The 21,037-nt window shown below is 67.3% G+C and carries 20 protein-coding genes; 9 read left to right on the top strand and 11 right to left on the bottom strand.

Translation table 11 applies throughout. The annotated features are described in order from the left end of the window. Positions 1 to 9 precede the first annotated feature (9 nt). Complete coding sequence (locus DVK03_RS07850; RefSeq protein WP_004063229.1) at positions 10 to 279, bottom strand: hypothetical protein; 270 nt, start codon at positions 277 to 279, stop codon at positions 10 to 12. A 96-nt stretch (positions 280 to 375) separates the two neighbouring features. Next, positions 376 to 630, bottom strand: coding sequence for a hypothetical protein (locus tag DVK03_RS07845; RefSeq protein WP_004041464.1), 255 nt, complete (start codon positions 628 to 630; stop codon positions 376 to 378). A gap of 147 nt (positions 631 to 777) precedes the next feature. On the opposite strand from DVK03_RS07845, the gene cdd reads away from it, so the two are divergent. The 4 genes from cdd to DVK03_RS07825 all read left to right on the top strand — a co-directional run bounded on the left by cdd (position 778) and on the right by DVK03_RS07825 (position 4,534). After that, the gene (gene cdd, locus DVK03_RS07840; RefSeq protein WP_004041462.1) at positions 778 to 1,200 is read left to right on the top strand and encodes a cytidine deaminase; all 423 of its coding nucleotides are present in this window, start codon (positions 778 to 780) and stop codon (positions 1,198 to 1,200) included. A 72-nt stretch (positions 1,201 to 1,272) separates the two neighbouring features. Further along, on the top strand, positions 1,273 to 2,403 hold the full coding sequence (locus DVK03_RS07835) for a hypothetical protein (protein WP_233521756.1): 1,131 nt from the start codon (positions 1,273 to 1,275) through the stop codon (positions 2,401 to 2,403). A 4-nt stretch (positions 2,404 to 2,407) separates the two neighbouring features. After that, a complete protein-coding gene (locus DVK03_RS07830; RefSeq protein WP_115802628.1) occupies positions 2,408 to 3,226 on the top strand; it encodes a nucleoside phosphorylase in 819 nt (272 codons plus the stop codon). A gap of 114 nt (positions 3,227 to 3,340) precedes the next feature. Next, a complete protein-coding gene (locus DVK03_RS07825; RefSeq protein WP_004063232.1) occupies positions 3,341 to 4,534 on the top strand; it encodes an NAD(P)/FAD-dependent oxidoreductase in 1,194 nt (397 codons plus the stop codon). 247 nt (positions 4,535 to 4,781) lie between these two features. Here DVK03_RS07825 and DVK03_RS07820 read toward each other — a convergent pair whose 3' ends face one another. Continuing rightward, complete coding sequence (locus DVK03_RS07820) at positions 4,782 to 5,315, bottom strand: Rrf2 family transcriptional regulator (RefSeq protein ID WP_004063234.1); 534 nt, start codon at positions 5,313 to 5,315, stop codon at positions 4,782 to 4,784. 165 nt (positions 5,316 to 5,480) lie between these two features. On the opposite strand from DVK03_RS07820, the gene DVK03_RS07815 reads away from it, so the two are divergent. The 3 genes from DVK03_RS07815 to DVK03_RS07805 all read left to right on the top strand — a co-directional run bounded on the left by DVK03_RS07815 (position 5,481) and on the right by DVK03_RS07805 (position 7,876). After that, positions 5,481 to 6,401, top strand: coding sequence for an NAD-dependent epimerase/dehydratase family protein (locus tag DVK03_RS07815; protein WP_115802627.1), 921 nt, complete (start codon positions 5,481 to 5,483; stop codon positions 6,399 to 6,401). Positions 6,402 to 6,506: 105 nt separating this feature from the next. Then, positions 6,507 to 7,406: an arginase gene (gene rocF, locus DVK03_RS07810; RefSeq protein WP_115802626.1), complete on the top strand. Its 900-nt coding sequence runs from the start codon at positions 6,507 to 6,509 to the stop codon at positions 7,404 to 7,406. Continuing rightward, positions 7,406 to 7,876, top strand: a complete 471-nt coding sequence (locus DVK03_RS07805; RefSeq protein WP_004041454.1) for an NUDIX domain-containing protein — start codon at positions 7,406 to 7,408, stop codon at positions 7,874 to 7,876. Before rocF ends, DVK03_RS07805 begins: the two co-directional genes overlap by 1 nt. Before the next feature lie 4 nt (positions 7,877 to 7,880). Here DVK03_RS07805 and DVK03_RS07800 read toward each other — a convergent pair whose 3' ends face one another. The 3 genes from DVK03_RS07800 to gyrB form a co-directional block, all read right to left on the bottom strand. Then, positions 7,881 to 8,297, bottom strand: coding sequence for a hypothetical protein (locus DVK03_RS07800; protein ID WP_115802625.1), 417 nt, complete (start codon positions 8,295 to 8,297; stop codon positions 7,881 to 7,883). 107 nt (positions 8,298 to 8,404) lie between these two features. Continuing rightward, positions 8,405 to 10,972, bottom strand: coding sequence for a DNA gyrase subunit A (gene gyrA, locus DVK03_RS07795; protein WP_115802624.1), 2,568 nt, complete (start codon positions 10,970 to 10,972; stop codon positions 8,405 to 8,407). Position 10,973: 1 nt separating this feature from the next. Further along, on the bottom strand, positions 10,974 to 12,893 hold the full coding sequence (gene gyrB / locus DVK03_RS07790; RefSeq protein ID WP_004063239.1) for a DNA topoisomerase (ATP-hydrolyzing) subunit B: 1,920 nt from the start codon (positions 12,891 to 12,893) through the stop codon (positions 10,974 to 10,976). Between the two features lie 257 nt (positions 12,894 to 13,150). Here gyrB and DVK03_RS07785 point away from each other — a divergent pair, with 257 nt between their 5' ends. Both DVK03_RS07785 and DVK03_RS07780 read left to right on the top strand, forming a co-directional pair. Further along, positions 13,151 to 15,547, top strand: a complete 2,397-nt coding sequence (locus DVK03_RS07785; RefSeq protein ID WP_115802623.1) for a DNA topoisomerase VI subunit B — start codon at positions 13,151 to 13,153, stop codon at positions 15,545 to 15,547. Then, entirely contained in the window at positions 15,547 to 16,647 is a 1,101-nt protein-coding gene (locus DVK03_RS07780) for a DNA topoisomerase IV subunit A (protein WP_115802622.1), read from the top strand. The genes DVK03_RS07785 and DVK03_RS07780 overlap by 1 nt, the downstream gene beginning before the upstream one ends. A gap of 27 nt (positions 16,648 to 16,674) precedes the next feature. Here DVK03_RS07780 and DVK03_RS07775 read toward each other — a convergent pair whose 3' ends face one another. The 5 genes from DVK03_RS07775 to ligA all read right to left on the bottom strand — a co-directional run bounded on the left by DVK03_RS07775 (position 16,675) and on the right by ligA (position 20,926). After that, positions 16,675 to 16,893: a hypothetical protein gene (locus DVK03_RS07775; RefSeq protein WP_004041448.1), complete on the bottom strand. Its 219-nt coding sequence runs from the start codon at positions 16,891 to 16,893 to the stop codon at positions 16,675 to 16,677. Positions 16,894 to 16,977: 84 nt separating this feature from the next. Further along, positions 16,978 to 17,811 carry an alpha/beta fold hydrolase gene (locus tag DVK03_RS07770; protein ID WP_115802621.1) on the bottom strand — a complete coding sequence of 278 codons (834 nt, stop codon included), beginning with the start codon at positions 17,809 to 17,811 and terminating at the stop codon, positions 16,978 to 16,980. Positions 17,812 to 17,908: 97 nt separating this feature from the next. Then, positions 17,909 to 18,616 (bottom strand): MBL fold metallo-hydrolase, encoded by a 708-nt coding sequence (locus DVK03_RS07765; protein WP_115802620.1) that lies wholly within the window; start codon positions 18,614 to 18,616, stop codon positions 17,909 to 17,911. A 128-nt stretch (positions 18,617 to 18,744) separates the two neighbouring features. Beyond that, the gene (locus DVK03_RS07760) at positions 18,745 to 19,104 is read right to left on the bottom strand and encodes a hypothetical protein (protein ID WP_115802619.1); all 360 of its coding nucleotides are present in this window, start codon (positions 19,102 to 19,104) and stop codon (positions 18,745 to 18,747) included. Between the two features lie 64 nt (positions 19,105 to 19,168). Further along, positions 19,169 to 20,926 carry an ATP-dependent DNA ligase LigA gene (gene ligA, locus DVK03_RS07755; RefSeq protein ID WP_115802618.1) on the bottom strand — a complete coding sequence of 586 codons (1,758 nt, stop codon included), beginning with the start codon at positions 20,924 to 20,926 and terminating at the stop codon, positions 19,169 to 19,171. Positions 20,927 to 21,037 lie beyond the last annotated feature (111 nt).

Raw genomic sequence — 21,037 nt, 5'->3', positions numbered from 1 at the left:
GGGTCCGACTCAGGTCCGGTCGTCGAGGAAGTCGGTGCTGAAGACGATCCAGGTCAGCACGCTACAAAACAGAATCGGCGGGAGGATGGCGAAGCCCCAGAGCGGTTCGAGCCCTTGCAGGAGGATGAGTACCACGTCGGCCAGTCCGAGCGCGAGGAACGGCGCGGTCGCCAGCGCGGCGCGCTTGCGGTTCTTGCCGCCCGTCTCTTCCGGGAGCGGGCCGGGTGAGGCGTCGCCGGCCGAGGCGTCCGAGGTCGAGGTCGACGAGGGCGCGTCCATGCGGGTCCGTCGGGGCCCGACGAGCAAAAACGGTCCGCCTTCCGGTCGGGGTTCCACGGTCGATACGCCCCCGCGTCCGCGGCGAGCGACGCCGACTTACCGCGCGTTCTCCACGCGCGAGGCGTACTCGACGAGTCCGAACAGCACCCCGAGGAGAGCGGCCGAGAGCACCATCCCGTAGAGGCTGAAGGCGAGGGGACTTGTCGGCAGCGAGAGGACGCCGAACAGCGATATCTCGGCGGCGACTTGGCCGCCGTTCTCACCGATGAAGAGGCCGAGGATGCCCGAGATGACTACGACGCTCGCGCCGACGAGGAGCAGGATTCGTCGTCCGCCGGATGTGTCGTTCACGACGCCGCGTTAGGGCCGCGCCGTATAGTCGCTTGCGGGACGACGCGATTGGCGGTGCCCCGCGGAGCCGCCGCCAGCGTCTGCCGGCCGAGGCGACAGTCTCGGGGAGCCGAACGAACTAAGCCACCCCACGCGAATGAGCGCCCAATGCCCGAAGCACTCGTCGAACGCGCCCGCGAAGCGCTCGACAACGCCTACGTTCCCTACTCTGAGTACACCGTCGGAGCGGCGCTCAGGACCGCCGACGGCGAGGTCTACGTCGGCTGTAACATCGAGAACGCGAACTACTCCAACAGCCTCCACGCCGAGGAAGTCGCCGTCGCGGAGGCCGTGAAGAACGGTCACACCGAGTTCGACCGCCTCGTCGTCACCTCGGGGGCGCGCGACGGCGTCACCCCCTGCGGGATGTGCCGCCAGACGCTCGCGGAGTTCTGCGACGAGGACCTCCCGGTCGTCTGCGACCTCGGCGGCGACGACGTGGCCGAGTACACGCTGGGCGAACTCCTCCCGAACACCATCTCGCTGGACACGCTGGAAGCCGCCGCGGCGAAGCGCGACGCCGACGAGTAACGTGTCGCCCGCCGCCGACCGCGGAATCGCCCCGCTCGCGCTCGCGCTCGTCCTGCTCGTGGTACTCTCGGGGTGTACGTCCTCATCGCCGTCACCGCCGGTCGTAGACGCTGCTCTCGGTGCCCCGTCGGCCGACGCGAGCGACGGCGACGACGGAGCCGTCTCGGCCGCCGTCGGCGGAACCGGGTCGTCGGCGTCGGAGACGCGCCCCGCCGACACACCGCCGACAACCCGTGGGGGCACGCGCCCGTCGTCGTCGGCGTCGACGCGCCCGCGGACGGCCGCGACTACGCCTCGCTCGTCGAATCGGCGGTCGACTACTGGCGGGCGAACGCGTCGGCGGTCGCCTACGACCCGGCGTTCGTCGTGAGACCGAACAGTTCGGACCCGGACGTGACCGTCTCGGTCGTCGAGCGAATCGACGGCTGCGGCGACGACGCCGGCGCGGACGCGGTCGGCTGTGCGCCCCTCTTGGACGGCGACGACCCGACCGCGCCGACGGAGCCGGTCACGGTGGTCGTCGCCGCCGGCTACGACGACGAGACGACCCAGATGGTTCTGAAACACGAGTTCGGCCACCTACTCGGGCTGACCCACGACGACGCCGACGCGTTTCCCGTGCTGTCCGAGCGCGTCGAGACGACGCGACTGCCGGAACCGGACGCCGCCGAGCGGGAGTCGCCCTTCCGCGAGCGAACCGTCGCGGTCCACGTCGACCTCTCGAACGTCTCGCCCGGCGAGCGGGCGACCCACGAGGCCGAAATCGACCACGCGCTGTCGTACTACGAGGGCGGGGCCGACGGCGTCGCGCCCGCGAACCTCTCGTTCGAACGCGTCTCCAACCCCGAGATGGCGGACGTGACGCTCTCGGTGTCGGCGTTCCGCGACGGCGGATCTGGCGTGCGCTGGCGGCGGACCGGCGTCGACGCCGACGACGACGCGGCGCTGGAGTGGTACACCGGCGGCGACCTCGTCGTGGACGCCGACCTCGCCCCGTCGCTGGTCGACTGGTACGTCGGCGCGGGACTCGGCTACCTGTTTGCGGCTGACGAGAGAGCCGACCTCCCGCCGCCGTTCCGCGACGGCGACCCCGCCGACGACCGGGCGTGGCGCGGTCTCGCGGGCGAGACGGCGGGAAACGCGACGACGCCCGCGATGACCCCTCGGAGAACGCAAGAATTTCCATCGGTGGCCCGCGAGTAGTGCCATGAACGACAGTGAGGACCCGAACGACGAGGTCCAGTACCACCTCGAAGTCGGTCCCGCGGACCTCGCCGACGCGGTGTTGCTCCCGGGGAACCCCGAGCGCGTGGACAAGGTGACGGCGCTGTGGGACGACCACGAGGAGAAGGCCTCCCACCGCGAGTACCGGACCGCCACGGGCAGCTACGACGGGACGCCGATTTCGGTTACCTCGACGGGCATCGGGAGTCCCTCGGCTGCCATCGCCGTGGAGGAACTCGCCCGCGTCGGCGCGGACACCTTCATCCGCGTCGGCTCCTGCGGCGCGATTCAGCCCGAGATGGGCGTGGGCGACCTCGTCATCACCTCGGGCGCGGTCCGACAGGAGGGCACCTCCAAGGAGTACGTCCGAGAGGACTACCCCGCCGTCGCCGACCACGAGGTCGTCTCGGCGCTCGTCGCGGCCGCGGAACGACTCGGCTACGACTACCACGTCGGCCTCACGATGAGCGCCGACTCCTTCTACGCGGGGCAGGGTCGCCCCGGCTTCGAGGGCTTCCGCGCCGCCGGCTCCGACTCGCTGGTCGAGGAACTCCGCGAGGCGAACGTGAAGAACATCGAGATGGAGGCCGCGGCGCTCCTGACCATCGCCAACGTCTACGGCCTCCGCGCGGGGGCCGTCTGCTCGGTGTACGCGAACCGCGTCACCGGCGAGTTCCGCACCGAAGGCGAATCGCGCGCGGCCGAGACCGCCAGCCTCGCGGTCCACCTCCTCGCGAAGATGGACGAAGTCAAGCGTGAGGCGGGCGTCGACCGCTGGCACGCGGGCCTCAGTCTCGACTAATCCGACAACCGTCGAATCCGTATTTCGACGCTCTGGGGGCGTAGCGGCCAAAATTACCCCGGCTGTGGAGACGGTTTCAAAGCCCCTTTATCGGATGACTGCGCATCCGACGACATGAGCACGCAGGTCGTCGTTCTCGGCTCGGGGTACGCCGGGGCCGGCGCGGTTACAACCCTCGAAGAAGAGCTCGGTCCGGACGCGCAACTCACGTGGGTCGCCGAACACGACTACCACCTCGTCCTCCACGAGGTCCACCGCTGCATCCGCGACCCGAGCGTCGAGTCCAGCATCACCATCCCGGTCGACGACATCAAAGACGACTCGACGGAGTTCGTCAAGGGTCGCGCGACCGACGTGGACGTCGACGAGCGCGCAGTCGAGCTCGAAGGCGGCGACACCGTCGACTACGACTATCTGCTCGTCGCCATCGGCTCTTCGACCGCCTTCTTCGGTATCGAGGGTCTCGAAGAGTTCGCCCACCAGCTCAAAGGTCTCGACGACGCCCGCGAGATTCACCAGGACATCAAGGAGGCGGCCGCCGACGCCTCCCGCGACGACCCCGCGCAGGTCGTCATCGGCGGCGCGGGTCTCTCCGGCATCCAGACCGCCGCCGAGGTCGCGGAGTACCGCGACACGAACCGCGCGCCCATCGACATCAAGCTCGTCGAGGGGATGGACGAAATCTTCCCCGGCAACGACCCCGAACTGCAGGGCGCGCTCCGGCGTCGCGTCGAAGACCTCGACATCGACATCCTCACCGGCGACTTCATCTCGAAGGTCGACGAGGAGACCGTCTTCATCGGCGGCGGCGAGGACGAAGCGCCCGAGGAACTCGACTACGACGTGCTCGTCTGGACCGGCGGCATCACCGGCCAGCCCGAGGCGTCCGACGTGGAGCTCGAACAGGACGAGCGCTCCCATCGCTTCTTCGCTGAGGAGGACTTCCAGACCAGCGACGACCGCGTCTTCGCGGTCGGTGACTGCGCCCTCGTCGAGCAGGGCCCCGACAACGTCGCGCCGCCGACGGCGCAGGCCGCCTGGGACGCCGCTGACGTGGCCGGCGAGAACATCGCCCGGGCCATCGCCGGCAAGCCGCTCAAGCGCTGGACGTTCACCGACAAGGGGACGGTCATCTCCATCGGCCACGACGCCGTCGCCCACGGCGTGAAGTTCCCCGTCTTCGGAGAGTTCCCCGTCAACGTCTTCGGCGGCCCGCTCGCGCGGACGCTGAAGAAGGGCATCGCCGCGAACTGGATTGCAGACGTCACGTCGCCGAAGCGCGCGCTCTCCGCCTGGAACGACCTCTAACTCGGAACACGCGCCCGACCGCCGGGTGACGCGGCACCCGCCGCCCGACGCTCGTCGACTCGGTTTCGATTTCTCCGGCTCTGTCGCACTCCCCGAGTACTGACGAGTCGCGTCGCCGTTCGCCGGGGTCAATCGGTGGCGCGAACCGTATCACCAAGCCGAACGGACCGCTTCGCCGTCCGAACGCCGGTCCCGCCGGTCGGAGTGCGCGGAGAGTGCCCGGAAAAAGACGGAAAGTAAAGCGTGGTTAGTGCTGGGGTTCGCCGACGGGTGCCTGCATGTCGTCGATGCGGAGGATGAGGATGTTGCTCGTGTCGTCCTTGCCGTCGAGCGTGCCGTCGATGACGAGCTTCGAGAGGGGCGTCGGACCGACGCGAATCTTGTCGCCCTCGTGGAACTCGCGGACCGAGCCCTGCACGTGAATCTCGGCGCGGCACAGCTCGGGGTGGTGGACGCTGGAGAGGTCGATTTCGTCGACGTTGACGCCTTCGACTTCCTCGTCGTTGTGGAACAGGGGGACGAACGCGGGCTCGTCCATCTTGTCCACGTCGAGCGCCTCGTAGGCGTTCGCGGTCGGCTTGTAACCGCCCTTCGGACCGGGGACGCCCTCGACCAACTGGAGCGCCTTCAGGCTCTGCATCTGGTTTCGGATGGTGCCGGGGTTTCGGTTGACTTCGGTCGCGATATCCTCACCTTTTACGGCGTCTTCGGAGTCCCGATAGAGGTTGATGAGTGCAGTCAAGATAGTTTTCTGACTCGACGTGAGCTCGATTGATGACATGGAGAATGGTTCGCTACATACGTCCTTAAATCCGATGGATGACGCCTCGAATCTGCCGTTCGTCTACTTTGTAACCGTATCACACTCATGAATGTTCATTCCGAACCTCGATTCGGCCTCGATGCTGTCGATAGCACTATACGGCTCACGAGACTCCGGTAGCACATGAACGGGAAACGAGTCCTCGTGACCGGCGGTGCCGGCTTCATCGGTTCGAATCTCGCGAACCATCTCGCCGACGAAAACGAGGTCGTCGCCGTCGACGACCTCTACCTCGGCACGCCCGAGAATCTCGACGACGCCGTGGAGTTCCACGACGCGAGCGTGCTCGACGACGACCTCCCGACCGACGACGTGGACGTGGTGTTCCATCTGGCGGCGCTGTCGTCGTACAAGATGCATGAGGAGAACCCGACGAAGGGCGCGCGCGTCAACGTCGAAGGCTTCGTGAATACGGTCGAGCAGGCGCGAAACGACGGCTGTGACACCGTCGTCTACGCCTCAACCTCCTCGATTTACGGCTCGCGGACCGAGCCCTCGCCGGAAGAGATGCCGGTCGAGGCGCGCACGGGCTACGAAGCGTCGAAACTCGCCCGGGAGCGCTACGCGGAGTACTTCCACCACCACTACGATATGCGGACGGCCGGGCTCCGGTTTTTCTCGGTGTATCAGGGCTTCGGCGGCGCGGAGGAACACAAAGGCGAGTTCGCCAACACGGTCGCGCAGTTCACCGACAAAATCGCGGCCGGCGAGTCGCCGGAGCTGTTCGGAGACGGCACCCAGACCCGCGATTTCACCCACGTCGACGACATCGTTCGCGGCATCGAACTCGCCGCCGACCACCGGCTACAAGGCATCTACAACCTCGGCACCGGCGAGAGCTACTCGTTCAACGAGATGGTCGACATGATAAACGAGGCGCTCGGCACCGACGTCGAACCCGAATACATCGAAAACCCCCTCGACGTGTACGTCCACGACACGAAAGCCGACTGCACGAAGATACGCGAGGCGACCGGCTGGGAACCCAAAATCTCCTTCGAGGAGGGCCTCCGGCGCGTCTGCGAACCGTATCTCGACGAGTAGCCCGTGCGTTCCGCCGGGCGACGGCCTCCCCGGTGGTGACAGATAGCATTATCAATAAGGGTGTTTTTCCGATGCCACTAAACGGCCCGAACGAGTGGGTCATCTATGGAACGGAACGTCAGAATTCTGGGTGCACCGACGGACTACGGTGCCAATCGACGCGGGGTGGACATGGGTCCCTCCGCGATTCGATACGCTGGACTCGCGGGGGAACTGGAGTCCGCGGGCGTCTCGCCGACTGACGCCGGCGACCTCGCGGTGCCGCACCACGCGACGCGGGACGCCGACGCCGGGGCGACGAACGCGAAGCACGTCAAGGAAGTCGAAGAGGTGACGCGGAGCCTCGCCGACGCCGTCTCGACCGCGCTCGCCGAGGGGACGACCCCGCTCGCGCTCGGCGGCGACCACTCCATCGCCATCGGCTCGCTGGTCGGCAGCGCCCGCGACGCCGACATCGGCGTCATCTGGTTCGACGCTCACGGCGACTTCAACACGCCGAGCACCTCGCCGTCCGGCAACGTCCACGGCATGCCGCTGGCCGCCGCGCTCGGCATCGGTGACTTCGCGGGCGTCGAGTGGGCGAACGCCGCCGGCCTCAAAGAGGAGAACGTCGCTATCGTCGGCTTGCGCTCCGTCGACGACGCGGAGGCCGAGGCGATTCGCGACAGCGACGTGACGGTGTACACGATGTCGGATATCGACGAGCGGGGCGTCACCGCGGTGACGAACGACGCCCTCGACGTGGCGACCGACGGCACCGACGGCGTCCACGTCAGCCTCGACCTCGACTGGCTCGACCCCCGCGAGGCCCCCGGCGTCGGGACGCCCGTCCGCGGCGGCGTGACCTACCGCGAGGCCCACGCGGCGATGGAACTCGTCGCCCGCTCGGAAGCCATGCGCTCGTTCGAACTCGTGGAGGTCAACCCCATCCTCGACGAGCACAACGAGACCGCGACGCTCGCGACCGAACTCGCCGCAAGCGCCTTCGGCAAGCGCATCCTCTGATGTCGACGCCGAGAGAAGCCCCCGCGCCGCACGACCTCGCCGCCGGCGTCGTCGTCCTCCGGGAGAACTCCGTGCTCGCGGTCTACGAGAAGGACCGCTGGGGACTGCCGAAAGGCGGCTCCGAACCCGGTGAGTTCTTCTTCGAGACCGCCGCCCGCGAGGCCGCAGAGGAGACCGGCGTCGAAGTCGAAATCCAGTCGCTCGCCTTCACGAGCGAGATTCGCGCTCCGGACCACCGCATCTATCTCCAGCGGTTCTACCACGCGACGCCCGTCGCCGACGATCCGACGCCGTCGCCGAGCGACCCCGACGACGAAATCGAGGCGGCGAAGTTCCTCCCGCTGACCGCCCTCGGGTCGACGCTCACCTACCGGCCGCGGGTCGAACCGCTCCGCGACTGGCTCCGGGACCGCAAGCCGCGACACTACACCTACGACCTGACCAGAGAACCCTCGGACGTGGAGAAGTAGCCGACTACGAGGTTCGACCGATGGCGGTCCCGTTTTTTCGCACGACTCGGACGACGTAGCCGACGGCCGCGCCGACCCCACCGACGGCGAGCGCGAGCGCCGCGCCGGCGACGAGCGGGTACGCGACCCACAGCGGCGACTCCACCGTCGACACCGGGACGAACAGGTTGGCCGCGAAGCCGAGACACGGGCCGAAGGCGAGCACGATACCCTCGCCGGCGCGCGTGCCGATATTCTCGCCGCGGGCGACGTGTGCCGCGACGCCGGCGACGACCAGTACCGCGCCCGCGTCGACGACGAGCGACTGCACGCCCGTCGGCGGTTCGAGGTTCCACGCCCGAAGCGCGGTCAGGCCGCCGAGGACGACGACGAACGCGAGCGCCGAGACGCCGACGATTCTCGACCGCGGTCGCACGCTCATACCGGTAGGACCTCCGGCCGAGATAAATGTCTTCGGGGAGCGACGGTCGGAGCCGCGGCTCTCCGGCGGGAGTCCGCAAAAAGAAATCCGTCGTCGGGAGCGCCGACTTACTCGTCGTCCGCGTCGGGTTCGGCGTCAGCTTCCGCGTCGCCTTCCACGTCGTCGAGTTCCTCGTCTTCGGTCGTCATCGCGGCGGGAATCACGTCGACGGAGGCCACGTCGTCGCCGTCGTCGAGGTCCATCACGATGACGCCCATCGTGTTGCGGCCGACCGTCGAGATATCCTCGACGGGGGTCCGGAGAATCTGCCCCTCGTCGGACATGACGACGAGGTGGTCGCCCTCGCCGACGGTGTTGATGGCGCAGACCGGGCCGTTCCGCTCGTTTGCCTTGATGTCGATGAGACCCTTGCCGTTTCTGGACTGCGTGCGGTAGGCGTCGAGGTCCGTGCGCTTCCCGTAGCCGTTCTCGGTGACGGTGAGAATCCAGCTGTGGTGGTCCTCGTCGATGGCTGCTACGCCGGCGACCACGTCGTCGCCTTCGAGTTTGATGCCGCGGACGCCGCGGGCCGAGCGGCCCATCGCACGCACCTCGTCCTCGTCGAAGCGGATGGACATTCCCCGTTCGGTGCCGATGACGAGGTCGCTTTCGCCGTCGGTGACCTCCACGTCGACGAGTTCGTCGCCCTCGTCGAGTTTGGTGGCGATGATGCCCGTCGAGAGGATGTTCTGGAAGCGGTCGGTGCCGGTCCGCTTGATGTAGCCGTTCCGGGTCACCATCGTTAGATATCCCTCGATATCTTCGAGGTCGTCGCAGTTGACGACGGCCGTAATCTCCTCGCCGTCGTCGAAGTCGAGCAGATTGACCGCCGACTTCCCGCGGGCGGTCCGCGACATCTCGGGGACCTGGTAGGCCTTGAGTTGGTAGACCTGCCCGTGGTTGGTGAAACAGAGCAGGTCGTCGTGGGTGTTCGTGACGAACACCGACGAGACGTTGTCGCCTTCCTTGAGGTCCGTCCCGATGATGCCCTTGCCGCCGCGGTGCTGGGCGCGGAACCGGGAGACCGGCATGCGCTTGATGTAGTCGTCCTCGCTGACGACGACGACCACGTCCTCCTCGGGGATGAGGTCGGCGCGGGTGACCTCGCCGGTGTTGGCGACGAACGAGGTCCGCCGGTCGTCGGCGTACTCGTCTTTGATGTCGAGCAGTTCGGACTCGATGACGGCGTCGAGTTCCGACTGGTCGCCGAGGATGGTTTCGAGGCGCTCGATGGTCGCCTGCACGTCCTCGTACTCGGCTTCGATTTCGGCCGCCTCCATCGAGGTGAGCGACCCGAGCTGCATCGAGACGATGTGGTTCGCCTGCTCCTCGGAGAAGTCGAACGTCGGCAGCGGTTCACCGTCGACTTCGACTTCGACCTCGCCGCGGAGCGCGGCCTTCGCGTCGTCGCGGCTCTCGGAGTTGCGGATGGTCTCGACCACGTCGTCGATGTTGTCGAGGGCCTTCAGGCGGCCGTCGAGGATGTGCGCGCGGTCTTCGGCCTCGGCGAGTTCGTACTCGGAGCGCCGGCGAACCACGTCGCGTCGGTGGTCGAGGTAGTGTTCGAGCGTCTCCTTGAGCGTCAGCACCTGCGGCTGTCCGTCGACGAGCGCGAGGTTGATGACGCCGAACGTGGATTCGAGGTGGTTGTCGAGCAGCTGGTTCTTGACGACCTCGGCCATCGCGCCGCGCTTGAGTTCGATGACGACGCGGATGCCGTCGCGGTCGGACTCGTCGCGGATGTCGCGGATGCCCTCGATTTTGCCCTCGTTCACGTCGTCGGCGATGCGCTCGATGAGGCGGGCCTTGTTCTCCTGATACGGGAGTTCGTTGATGACGATGCGGCCCTCCTCTTCGAACACGTCGTAGTCGGCGCGGACGCGGACGCGACCGCGACCCGTCTTGTACGCCTTGTGGACCGCGTTGCGGCCGACGATGTTCGCGCCGGTCGGGAAGTCCGGCCCCTTGATGTGTTCCATCAGGTCCGCGACGGTCGCGTCGGGGTTCTCGATGAGTTCGACGGTGGCGTCGACGACCTCACCGAGGTTGTGCGGCGGGATGTTCGTGGACATCCCGACCGCGATGCCGGACGACCCGTTGACGAGCAGGTTCGGGAACGACGACGGCAGCACCGTCGGCTCCTGCTTGCGGTCGTCGTAGTTCGACTGGAAGTCGACGGTGTCCTTGTCGATGTCGTCGAGGAGTTCCTCGGCGATGGGGGACATCCGCGCCTCCGTGTAGCGCATCGCGGCCGGCGGGTCGCCGTCGACGGAGCCGAAGTTACCCTGGCCGTCGACGAGCGGGTAGCGCATGGAGAAGTCCTGCGCCATGCGCGCGAGGGTGTCGTAGATGGCGGAGTCGCCGTGGGGGTGGTAGTCACCCATCGTCTCGCCCACGATGGACGAGGACTTGCGGTGCGACGAGTTGGAGGTCACGCCGGCCTGATGCATCGCATACAGGATGCGCCGGTGGACCGGCTTCAGGCCGTCGCGTACGTCGGGCAGCGCCCGCCCCGCGATGACCGACATCGCGTAGTCGATGTACGACTGCTCCATCTCGTCTTCGATGCGCGCGTTCTTGACTTCGGCCGCGATACCCGCGCCCGGTTCGAACGAATCTGGTGCGTCAGAACTCATATTAGATGTCTACCCATTCGGCGTCGTTCGCGTGGTCCTTGATGAACTGCTTTCGCGGCCCGACGGCGTCGCCCATCAGGATGTTGAACATCCGGTCGGCGGCGGCGGCGTCCTCGACGGTGATGCGCTTGAGGACGCGGTTTTCGGGGTTCATCGTCGTGTCCCACAGCTGGTCGGGGTTCATCTCACCGAGTCCCTTGAACCGCTGGACCTGCGTGGGGTTGCCGTTGCATTCCTCCTCGATGATGCGGTCCCGCTCGGCCTCGTCCATCGCGTCGTAGGTGTTGCCGCGGTAGCGGACGCGGTACAGCGGCGGTTGGGCCGCGTACACGTAGCCGGCCTCGATGAGCGGGCGCATGTGCCGGTACAGAAGCGTAAGCAGCAGCGTCCGGATGTGCGCGCCGTCGACGTCGGCGTCGGTCATCAGGATGAGCCGCTGGTAGCGCGCCTTCTCGATGTCGAACTCGTCGCCGACGCCGCCGCCGATGGCGGTGATGAGCGCCCGTATCTCGTCGTTTTCGAGGATGCGGTCGAGGCGGTGTTTCTCGACGTTCAGAATCTTCCCCTTGAGGGGCAAAATCGCCTGGAACTTGCGGTCGCGGCCCTGCTTGGCCGAGCCGCCCGCGGAGTCGCCCTCCACGATGAACAGTTCGGACTCCGAGGGGTCGCGGCTCTGACAGTCCGCGAGCTTCCCCGGCAGCGAGGTAGATTCGAGCGCGGACTTGCGGCGGGTGAGCTCCTCGGCCTGCTTCGCGGCCTTGCGGGCGCGGGCGGCCTCGACGGCCTTCGAGATGATGGCCGTCGCCGTGTCCGGGTTCTCCTCGAAGAACGTCCCGAGCTGTTGGTGGGTGACGCTCTCGACGATGCCGCGGACCTCGGAATTCCCGAGCTTGGTCTTCGTCTGGCCCTCGAACTGCGGGTCGGGGTGCTTGACGGAGATGACGGCGGTGAGTCCCTCGCGAACGTCCTCGCCGCGGAGGTTGTCGCCGTCGAGGTCGTCGAGCATGTCGTGGCTGTTCGCGTAGTCGTTGACGACGCGGGTGAGCGCCGTCTTGAACCCGGTCAGATGCGTGCCGCCCTCGCGGGTGTTGATGTTGTTGGCGAAGGCGTGAATCGACCCCTGGAGCTCGTCGGTCGCCTGCATGGCGATTTCGACCTCGATGCCCTCCGACTCGTCGTCGTAGTAGATGACGTCGTCGTGGAGCGCCGTCTTGGTCTCGTTGAGGTACTCGACGAACTCGCGGATGCCGCCCTCGAAGAGGAACGTGCTCGACTCGTCGGTCCGCTCGTCGGAGAGCGAAATCTCGACCCCGGAGTTGAGGAACGCGAGCTCTCGCAGGCGGTTTTCGAGCGTCTTGAAGTCGAACTCGGTCGTCTCGAAGATACCGTCGTCCGGCCAAAAGCGGATGGTCGTCCCGGTGTCTTCGCCGGGTTCGAGGTCGCGCACGCGCTCGAACTCCTCGACCTGCGGCTCGCCGACCTCGAAGCGGTGTGTCCACACCGCGCCGTCGCGTTTGACCTCGACTTCGAGTTCGCTCGACAGCGCGTTGACGACGGAGACGCCGACGCCGTGGAGGCCGCCGGAGACTTGGTAGGACTTGTTGTCGAACTTCCCGCCGGCGTGGAGGACGGTCATGATGACCTCCAGCGCGGGTCGGTCGTACTGTTCGTGCGTATCTACCGGAATCCCGCGGCCGTTGTCGGTGACGCTGACAGAGCCGTCCTCGTGGAGGGCGACCTCGATGGCGTCGCAGTGGCCCGCGAGCGCCTCGTCGATGGAGTTGTCGACGACTTCGTAGACGAGGTGGTGGAGCCCGCGAGAATCGGTGGACCCGATGTACATCGCCGGACGCTTTCGAACGGCTTCAAGCCCTTCGAGGACCTGAATCTGTCCGGCCCCGTACTCGTTATCCTGAGACATCTGAACAGGCCTAGGATAGCCCGTCCCTTAAAGGCTCGCACGCGCGGGCGCGTACTACTTACTGGAGTCCCGCGTAGCGGTTTCCGACATCGGAGACGCCGACCGACCGACCGACCCGCGTTTCGTGGGTGACTCTGTGTATCATGATTCGGCGTTCCGGCGCGAACGCCCCTCGAAGCGCGTCAACGCCCCGAGTTCACTTTCACTCCGCTGCCGGTGAGTACTTAACGCGGGACTGGGTAGATGCGCATCAGGAAATGACCTCGTTCCAGTCGACACTCGGTGACGAGCCGGGGATCGCAGAGGAGCTGGCGAAGGGCCAGCGGGAGATCTCCATCGCCGAGTTCTTCGAGAAGAACAAGCACATGTTGGGCTTCGACAGCGGAGCCCGCGGGTTGGTCACCGCCGTTAAGGAGGCGGTGGACAACGCGCTCGACGCCACGGAGGAGGCGGGAATCCAGCCCGACATCTACGTGGAAATCGCCGAGGCGGGCGACTACTACCGCCTCGTCATCGAGGACAACGGGCCGGGCATCACGAAAGAGCAGGTGCCCAAAGTGTTCGGGAAGCTCCTCTACGGCTCTCGCTTCCACGCGCGCGAACAGTCCCGCGGGCAGCAGGGTATCGGTATCTCCGCGGCGGTCCTCTACTCGCAGCTGACGAGCGGCAAGCCCGCCAAGGTGACGAGCCGGACGCAGGGCTCGGAGGACGCCGAGTACTTCGAACTCGTCATCAACACGGACCAGAACGAACCCGAGATTCGCACCGAGAAGACGACCTCGTGGGACCGCCCCCACGGCACGCGCATCGAGTTGGAGATGGAAGCCAACATGCGCGCCCGCCAGCAGCTTCACGACTACATCCTCCACACGGCGGTCGTCAACCCCCACGCCCGCATCGAACTCCGGGAACCCGGCCTCGACGAGCCGATGAAGTTCGAGCGGGCGACCGACCAGCTTCCGAAACAGACGAAGGAGATTCGCCCGCACCCCCACGGCGTCGAACTCGGGACGCTCCTGAAGATGCTCTCGGCGACCGAGTCGTACTCCGTGTCCGGCTTCCTCCAAGAGGAGTTCACCCGCGTCGGCGCGAAGACCTCCGACAAGGTTCACGACGCCTTCCGCGACCGGCACTTCGGCCGCGAGATGACGTGGCGGACGCCCGACGCGTCCGAGGCCGACGACCTCGTCGCCGTCGTCGAGGACGCCGTCGCCAACAAGGGCAAAGAGGCGACCGCGGCGTTCGCGGACGAACTGGTCGATATCGTCGTCGGCAAGGACCGCATCGCCCACGGCGAACTCGTCACTATCGTGGAAAACGCCGCCGAGACGGTCGGTGAGGACACCGACACCTCGTTCGGTGAGACGGTCCGCGAGAACGTCGTCGAGGCGCTGTGGCCCGCCCTCACCGACGACCGCGAGGGCGACGCGTACGCCATCGTCGACGACGTGACCACCACGCAGAAAGACGACGCCGGCAAGCTGTCGATGGCGCGCTCCATCGCCACGCAGTTCGCCGAGACGACCGGCCCGGCCGACCGCGCCACCCGCGACGACGTGGCCGAGTTCGTCTCGTGGGCCGCCGACCGAACCAAAGAGCGCGAGGACGAGACCTACGGCGAGACTGCACAGGAGAACATCGCCGACGCCATCTGGTCGCGGATGCGAACCGTCTCCGACGAGGTGCCGAAGGTCCGCGAGGTCGCCGACGACCGCGACGTGGCCCGCGACCTGCTCGACGCGATGCGCGAGACGGACATCCTCGCGCCGCCGACGGACTGTCTGTCTCCCATCTCGGCGGAACTCGTCGAAGCCGGCCTGAAAAAGGAGTTCGACGCCGACTTCTACGCCGCGGCGACCCGCGACGCCGAGGTCCACGGCGGCGACCCCTTTATCGTCGAAGCCGGCATCGCCTACGGCGGCGAACTCAAGTCCGAGGGGAAAATCGACCTGCTCCGCTTCGCCAACCGCGTCCCGCTGGTCTACCAGCAGGGCGCGTGTACCATCACCCACGTCGTCAAGGACATCGGCTGGCGGAACTACGGCCTCGACCAGCCGGGCGGCAGCGGCATGCCGAACGGCCCCGCGGTTCTGATGGTCCACGTCGCCTCCACGAACGTCCCCTTCACGAGCGAGTCGAAGGACGCGCTCGCGGACGTGCCGGCGATTCAAGACGAGGTCGAACTCGCCATCCGCGAGGCGGCCCGCGACCTCAAATCCTACCTGTCGAAGCGGCGGTCGCTCCAGAAGCGCCGCGAGAAACAGGACGTGCTCGGCCGCATCCTCCCGCAGATGGCGACGAAGCTCTCGGAGGTCACCGGGCGACCCGAGCCCAACATCGACGGCGCGCTCGGCCGCATCATGAACAACCTGACCGTCGAGCGGGCCGTCGACGACGGCGAGGTGACGCTCACGGTGACGAACCACTCCAACACGAACGAGTCGCCGGACATCACCGATATCGTCTCGGCCGAGCCGGGCGGTCTCGACGGCGAGGCGACGGTCGTCGACCTCGACGGGGAGTGGTTCGTCAAGTGGAACCCCGAGGTGTCGTCCGGTGAGACGGCGACGCTCACGTACTCGGTCGCACAGGACGCGTCGTTCGACATCAACGTCGACGGCGTCGAGACGGAGAAACTCACGGTGAACGTATAATGGCATCCGACCAGCAGACATCCGAGGAACGCGCCCGCGAGCGTCTCATCGACCTCGCGGCGGAGTTCTACGACCAGTTCGACGCGGGGGAGATTCCGCACATGACGCTCCCGACGCGGACGAAAAGCAACATCGAGTACGACGAGGACGCCAACGTCTGGGTGTACGGCGACCGGACCTCGAAGCGCTCTGCGAACAGCGTTCGGGGCGCGCGAAAGCTCCTGAAGGCCGCCTACACCATCGAGTTCCTCGCGCGCCAACTCGACGAGGACCGCTCGTCAACCCTGCGTGAGCTGTACTACATCTCCGAGTCGTGGGACAACGAGGAGGCGCACTTCTCCGACCAAGACGAGTCAAACAAGCTCATCGAGGACTTGGAAATCGTCAGCGATGTCAAGCGCGAGGACTTCCACATGCGCCCGGAGGAGTCCGGCGCGAAGCTCATGGGTCCCCTCAAAATCCGCGAGCAGACGAACCGCGGCGACCGCGAGATTCACTGCCAGTTGGACGTGGGACAGGGCGGCTACCAGATTCCGAACAACCCCGACACCATCGAGTTCCTCGAACACGACATCGAGTTCGTCATGTGCGTCGAGACCGGCGGGATGCGCGACCGCCTCGTCGAAAACGGCTTCGACGACGACTACAACGCGCTCGTCGTCCACCTCGGCGGCCAGCCGGCGCGCGCCACCCGGCGTATCACCAAGCGCCTGCACGACGAACTCGACCTGCCGGTCGTGGTCTTCACCGACGGCGACCCGTGGTCCTACCGCATCTTCGGCTCGGTCGCTTACGGCTCTATCAAATCCGCGCACCTCTCGGAGTACCTCGCCACGCCCGACGCGAAGTTCGTCGGCATCCAGCCGCAGGACATCGTTGACTACGACCTCCCGACCGACCCGCTCGCGGACTCCGACATCAACGCGCTCCAGTCCGAACTGGAGGACCCGCGGTTCATGGGCGACTACTGGACCGAGCAGATAGAGCTCCAACTCGACATCGGCAAGAAGGCAGAACAGCAGGCGCTTGCCTCCCGCGGTCTCGACTTCGTGACCGACGAGTACCTGCCGACGCGCCTCGACGAGATGGGTATCATCTAACCCCGCTCACTCCCGGTCGCCGTTTTTCTACCTCGTTTCGGTCAGATTGAACAGCGCCACGATAGTGAACCCGCCGTAGAAGCCGAGGGTGTGAATCGCCAGCTCGGTCGCGAACCCCGCGGTGGTTTGGATGGGTTTGATGTGAAAAAACAGCGCGTCGGTCGTCAGGACGACGAGCGTGGCGGCGAGACAGATGAAGAGCCGACGAACACTGAAAAGCGGGCTCGACCGGAGGGCGTCGCGCATGGCGGTTCGACGGTCGCCCGCTGTATGAGCCTGTTGCCGCGCGGAGGGTTCGGATTCGGTGGCGTCGCGGCTCGCGGTTCGCGCTTACGGATACAGCCCGTCGCCGCGGAATCCGTCGAAATAGCGTCTGACCACGCCGTTCAGTGTTCGCGGCTCGCTCGTCGCGAGGTCGTGACCCGCCCCGGAGAACAGCGCGAGCGTCGCGTCCGCGACGCCGCCTTTGAGTTCTCGAATCCGCGGTTCGGGGAACAGTCGGTCTGCCTTCCCGGCGGCGACGAGCGTCGACGCGTCGATGTCACCGAGTATCTCTCGGGAGTCGTGTTCGAGACAGGCCGTACAGGAGACGACCGCGTCGGCGGGGACGGCGGGCCGGAAGTCTACGACCCGGCCGGCCGCCTCGATGAGCGCCGGGGCGACCGTCGCTTCGAGGCCGGTCGCGGACTCCCGCTCCGCGTCCGCGACGACCTCGGCCCACCGGCTCTTGCCCGCCAGCGAGCGCCAGCGCGTCACGACGTTCTCGCCGTGGCCGCCGAGTCGCGTCCCGGCGGCGACGACCGCCAGCGAGTCCACGTAGTCGCCGTAGTCGGCGGCGAGATACTGGGCGACGAGGCCGCCCATCGAGACGCCGATAACGTCGGCCGGCCAGAGGTCCTGTTCGTCGATGACGCCGGCGTAGCCCGCGGCCATGTCGCGGGTGGTCGAGCCGACCGGGAGGTGTCGCGGGCGGCCGACCACCCACACGTCGCGGTCGTCGAACTCGCGGAACAGGCCGGCGAGCGCCGCCGCAGTCCCGCGGTTCGGGTCGATGCGCTGGAAGGCGTCGGAGAGGCCGGGAAGCACCACGAGCGGGTCGGCGTCGGCGTCACCGAAGCGGTAGTAGGGCCGCCGGCCGCCGAGCATGCCGTAGTCGAGGTCCATACGCGAACCGACGGCCCGACGCGGCAAAATCGTTCGGTCCATTCGCCAGTCCGTCTGGTTGTCTGTCTGCCCGGCTGTCGGTCCCGCCGTCGCCGCCTCAGACCTGGTCGGGGTCGTCGAGGACGACCGGGATACCGCGGTTCGCCACGTCCACGACGAAGGCGTCCGGGTCGGTTTCGAGAAGCGGAATCGTGTCGTAGTGAATCGGAAGCACGAGGTCCGGGTCGAGCGTCTCCGCGAGGTCGGCGGCCTCGCGGCGGTCCATCACGACCGAGCCGCCGATGTTGGCGAGAAACAGCGACACTTCGAGATGTTTGTGGCCTTCGAGCACGTCGGAGTCGCCGGGCCAGAAGACGGTTCGGTCGGCAATCGAGATGTGGAAGCCGCAGCCGAACCCCTGCGGGTGAACCACGTCGCCGTCGCGGAGATGCGGGCCGTCGGGGTCGTTGAACGCCGGGAGCGACCACACGTCGACCTCACCGACGGTGAGGTGGGCTTCCTCGTCCACGCGGACCGTCTCGTAGGGGAGGTCCTCGACCGGCACCACGTCGCGGTCGATAGTCGCCGCGTCGACCCCCTCGAACGCGACGACGGTCGCGTCGGCGGCTGCGACCTGCTCGATGGCGTCGGAGTCGTAGTGGTGGTTGTGCGTGACCAAAATCAGGTCGCCGTCGCGGGCGTAGTAGTCGTCGAGGACGCCGTAGCGGCCGGGGTCGAAGTAGACGACGAAGCCGTCGGGCGACTCGATTCTGACGGTCGCGTAGCCGAGCCACGACACGTCGAGGCCGTCGTGTTTGATGGTCATACGCGATACCTCGGACCGAGGGGTAAAAAGCGCGGCTCTCGGTGAGAGTCGGCCGGTGCGGACGGGCGGCGGGTGGCGGTGGCGGGTGACGGGTGGCGAGCGACAGTGGCGGATTCGCGGGGTCCCGCTCAGACGAGCGTGTCGCGCAGGACGCCGAACACGACGAGGCTCCACAGGAACACGCCGGCCCCGTAGCACAGGAGGGCGAGTCGGAGCGACGTGTCCGTCTCGACGGGCGACCACAGCCCCGCGTTCGAGACGACCCTGTTCGTCCCGCCCTTCTCGCCCGCGTGTTCGACGTTGCTCGGACCCATCTGCCCGACTGCGCCGCCGCCGAGCACGACGAGGAGCACGCCGGCCCCCGTCAACGCCAGCAGGTACAGCCCCGAGTGCGTGGCGAGATACACCGCACCGACAGTAACCAGCCCGAGGAGCCCCGTATAGAGCGCGAGCGGCTTCAGGAGGGCGTTAACGTCCGTGGAGGGCATTTGTGTGAACCTGTGGATTTTAGCACAGTATATCTCTTTGGGCGCGACCCGCCGCGAGCGTCGCTCACTGCGAGTCGGCCAGTCGCTCCACGCGGTCCAGCGAGTCGGCCGTCTCGGCGGTCTTGTCCTCGCGGACGGTGACGAACCGCGGGAACCGAAGCGCGTAGCCCGAGGAGTACGTCGGCGAGGCCTGAATCTCCTCGTAGCCGACTTCGAAGACGACCGACGGGCGGATGTCGACCTCCTTGCCCGCCTCGCGTTCGATTTCGGGTTCGAGGAGGTCGGTCAACTCGGCCAACTCCTCGTCGGTGATGCCCGTGGCGACCTTGCCGATGGTCTCGAAGGCGTCGTCCCCGGACTCGGCTTCGACGCGGGCCGAAAGCAGGAACGTCCCGAGGAACTCCGCGCGGCGACCCTCGCCCCACTCCGCGCCGGTGACGACGAGGTCCAGCGTCTCCACGTCGGGCTTGCGCTTCAGCCAGTTCTTCCCGCGGTCGCCCGGCGAGTACGGCGCGTCGGGGTTCTTCAGCATGATACCCTCGTGGCCGGCGTCGAGGGCGTCGGCCTCGTAGGCGGCGATTTCGTCGGGGTCGTCCGAGAGGAGCAGGTCCGAGACGGCCGGTGAGTCGTCACCGAGGAGCGCGGTCAGTCGGTCGTGGCGGGCGGCAAGCGGGTCGGCCAGGAGGTCGTCGCCGGCGGCGTGCAGGCAGTCGAACGCCCGGAGTTCGACCCGGACCTCCTCGCGCATCCGTCCCACGTCGTGTTTTCGGCGGAAGCGACGGAGAATCTCCTGAAACGGCAGGGGCTCGCCGCCGTCGTCCATCGCCACGACCTCGCCGTCGAGGATGACGGGGTCGTCGACCGCGCCGGCGACGAACTCGACCACCTCGGGGAGCGCGTCGGTCACGTCCTCCATGTTGCGCGAAAACAGCGACACCTCGCCGTCGGCGTCGCGGTGGACCTGCACGCGCGCGCCGTCGAACTTGGTCTCGACCGCGGCGGTTCCCCACTCGTCGAGCGCGTCGGCGGCGGTGCCGGCCTGTGCCAGCATCGCCTGCACGGGGCGGCCGACTTCGAGGCGAACCCCGTCGAGCCCGGTTTCGCCCTCGTCGCGGGCGAGTCCGGCGACCATGCCGTAGTCGTTCGACACCTGCAAGGCGCGGGCGACGGCGGCGATGGCCTCGTTTCGGCGCTCCCGGGCGGCGGCTTCGGTCTCCGAGTCGGCGTCGTCGTCGCGGATGGCGGCGGCGTCCGCGGGGGCGACCAAGAACGCCTCCGCGACGGCGTCGCGGACGGTCCCCTCGCCGACGCCGATGCGCATCTCGGAGAGGACGAGCCGCGCGAGGAAGCGCGCCTCGTCGGGGTCGGTCCGGTTGAACAGGCCGTAGAGCGTCTTGAGCTTCGTCTCCTCGCTGCCGGAGCCGGAGGCGGCCGCGAGGGCGCGGAGCTCCGAATCGACTTCGGCGACGGTCAGGCCGTCCTGTTCGCCCGAGCCGAAGGCGGCGAGGCCGCGCTGGCCGCCGAAGTCGTAGCTCGCGGCGACCGCGCCGATTTCGCCGCGGTCGGCGAGGCGGTCCTCCACGTCGTCGGCCGAGACGTTCGGGCCGGCGGCGCGGGCGATGGCCTCGTGGCAGAGCCGCGGGCCGATGTCGAGCGTGGTCGAGTCCCACGCCGGGAAGACGCGACCTTGGACGAACCGGGCGACCGTCGGGAGGTCGTCGCCGGCGTCCGAAAAGAGGTCTGAGAGGAGCGAGACGACCGCGAGGTCCGCTGGCTCGGCTTCTATCTCGGCGGCGCGGGCGGCGAACTCGGCGAACTGCATCGTCCGTGGGTATCGCCGCGCGGGGCAAAAGCGTCTCGACAGTCGTCGGGGATGTGATTCGCTGTCGAACGTCCGGAGTGCCGGGAAGTTGAAGGCGTTCGACGCCAGAAC

Origin of the sequence: Haloferax sp. Atlit-109R (genome assembly GCF_003665865.1) — an archaeon.
GTDB classification, from domain to species: Archaea; Halobacteriota; Halobacteria; order Halobacteriales; family Haloferacaceae; genus Haloferax; species Haloferax volcanii.
The sequence above is the reverse complement of the archived record's forward strand: the minus strand, read 5'-3'. Positions and strand labels throughout refer to the sequence as shown.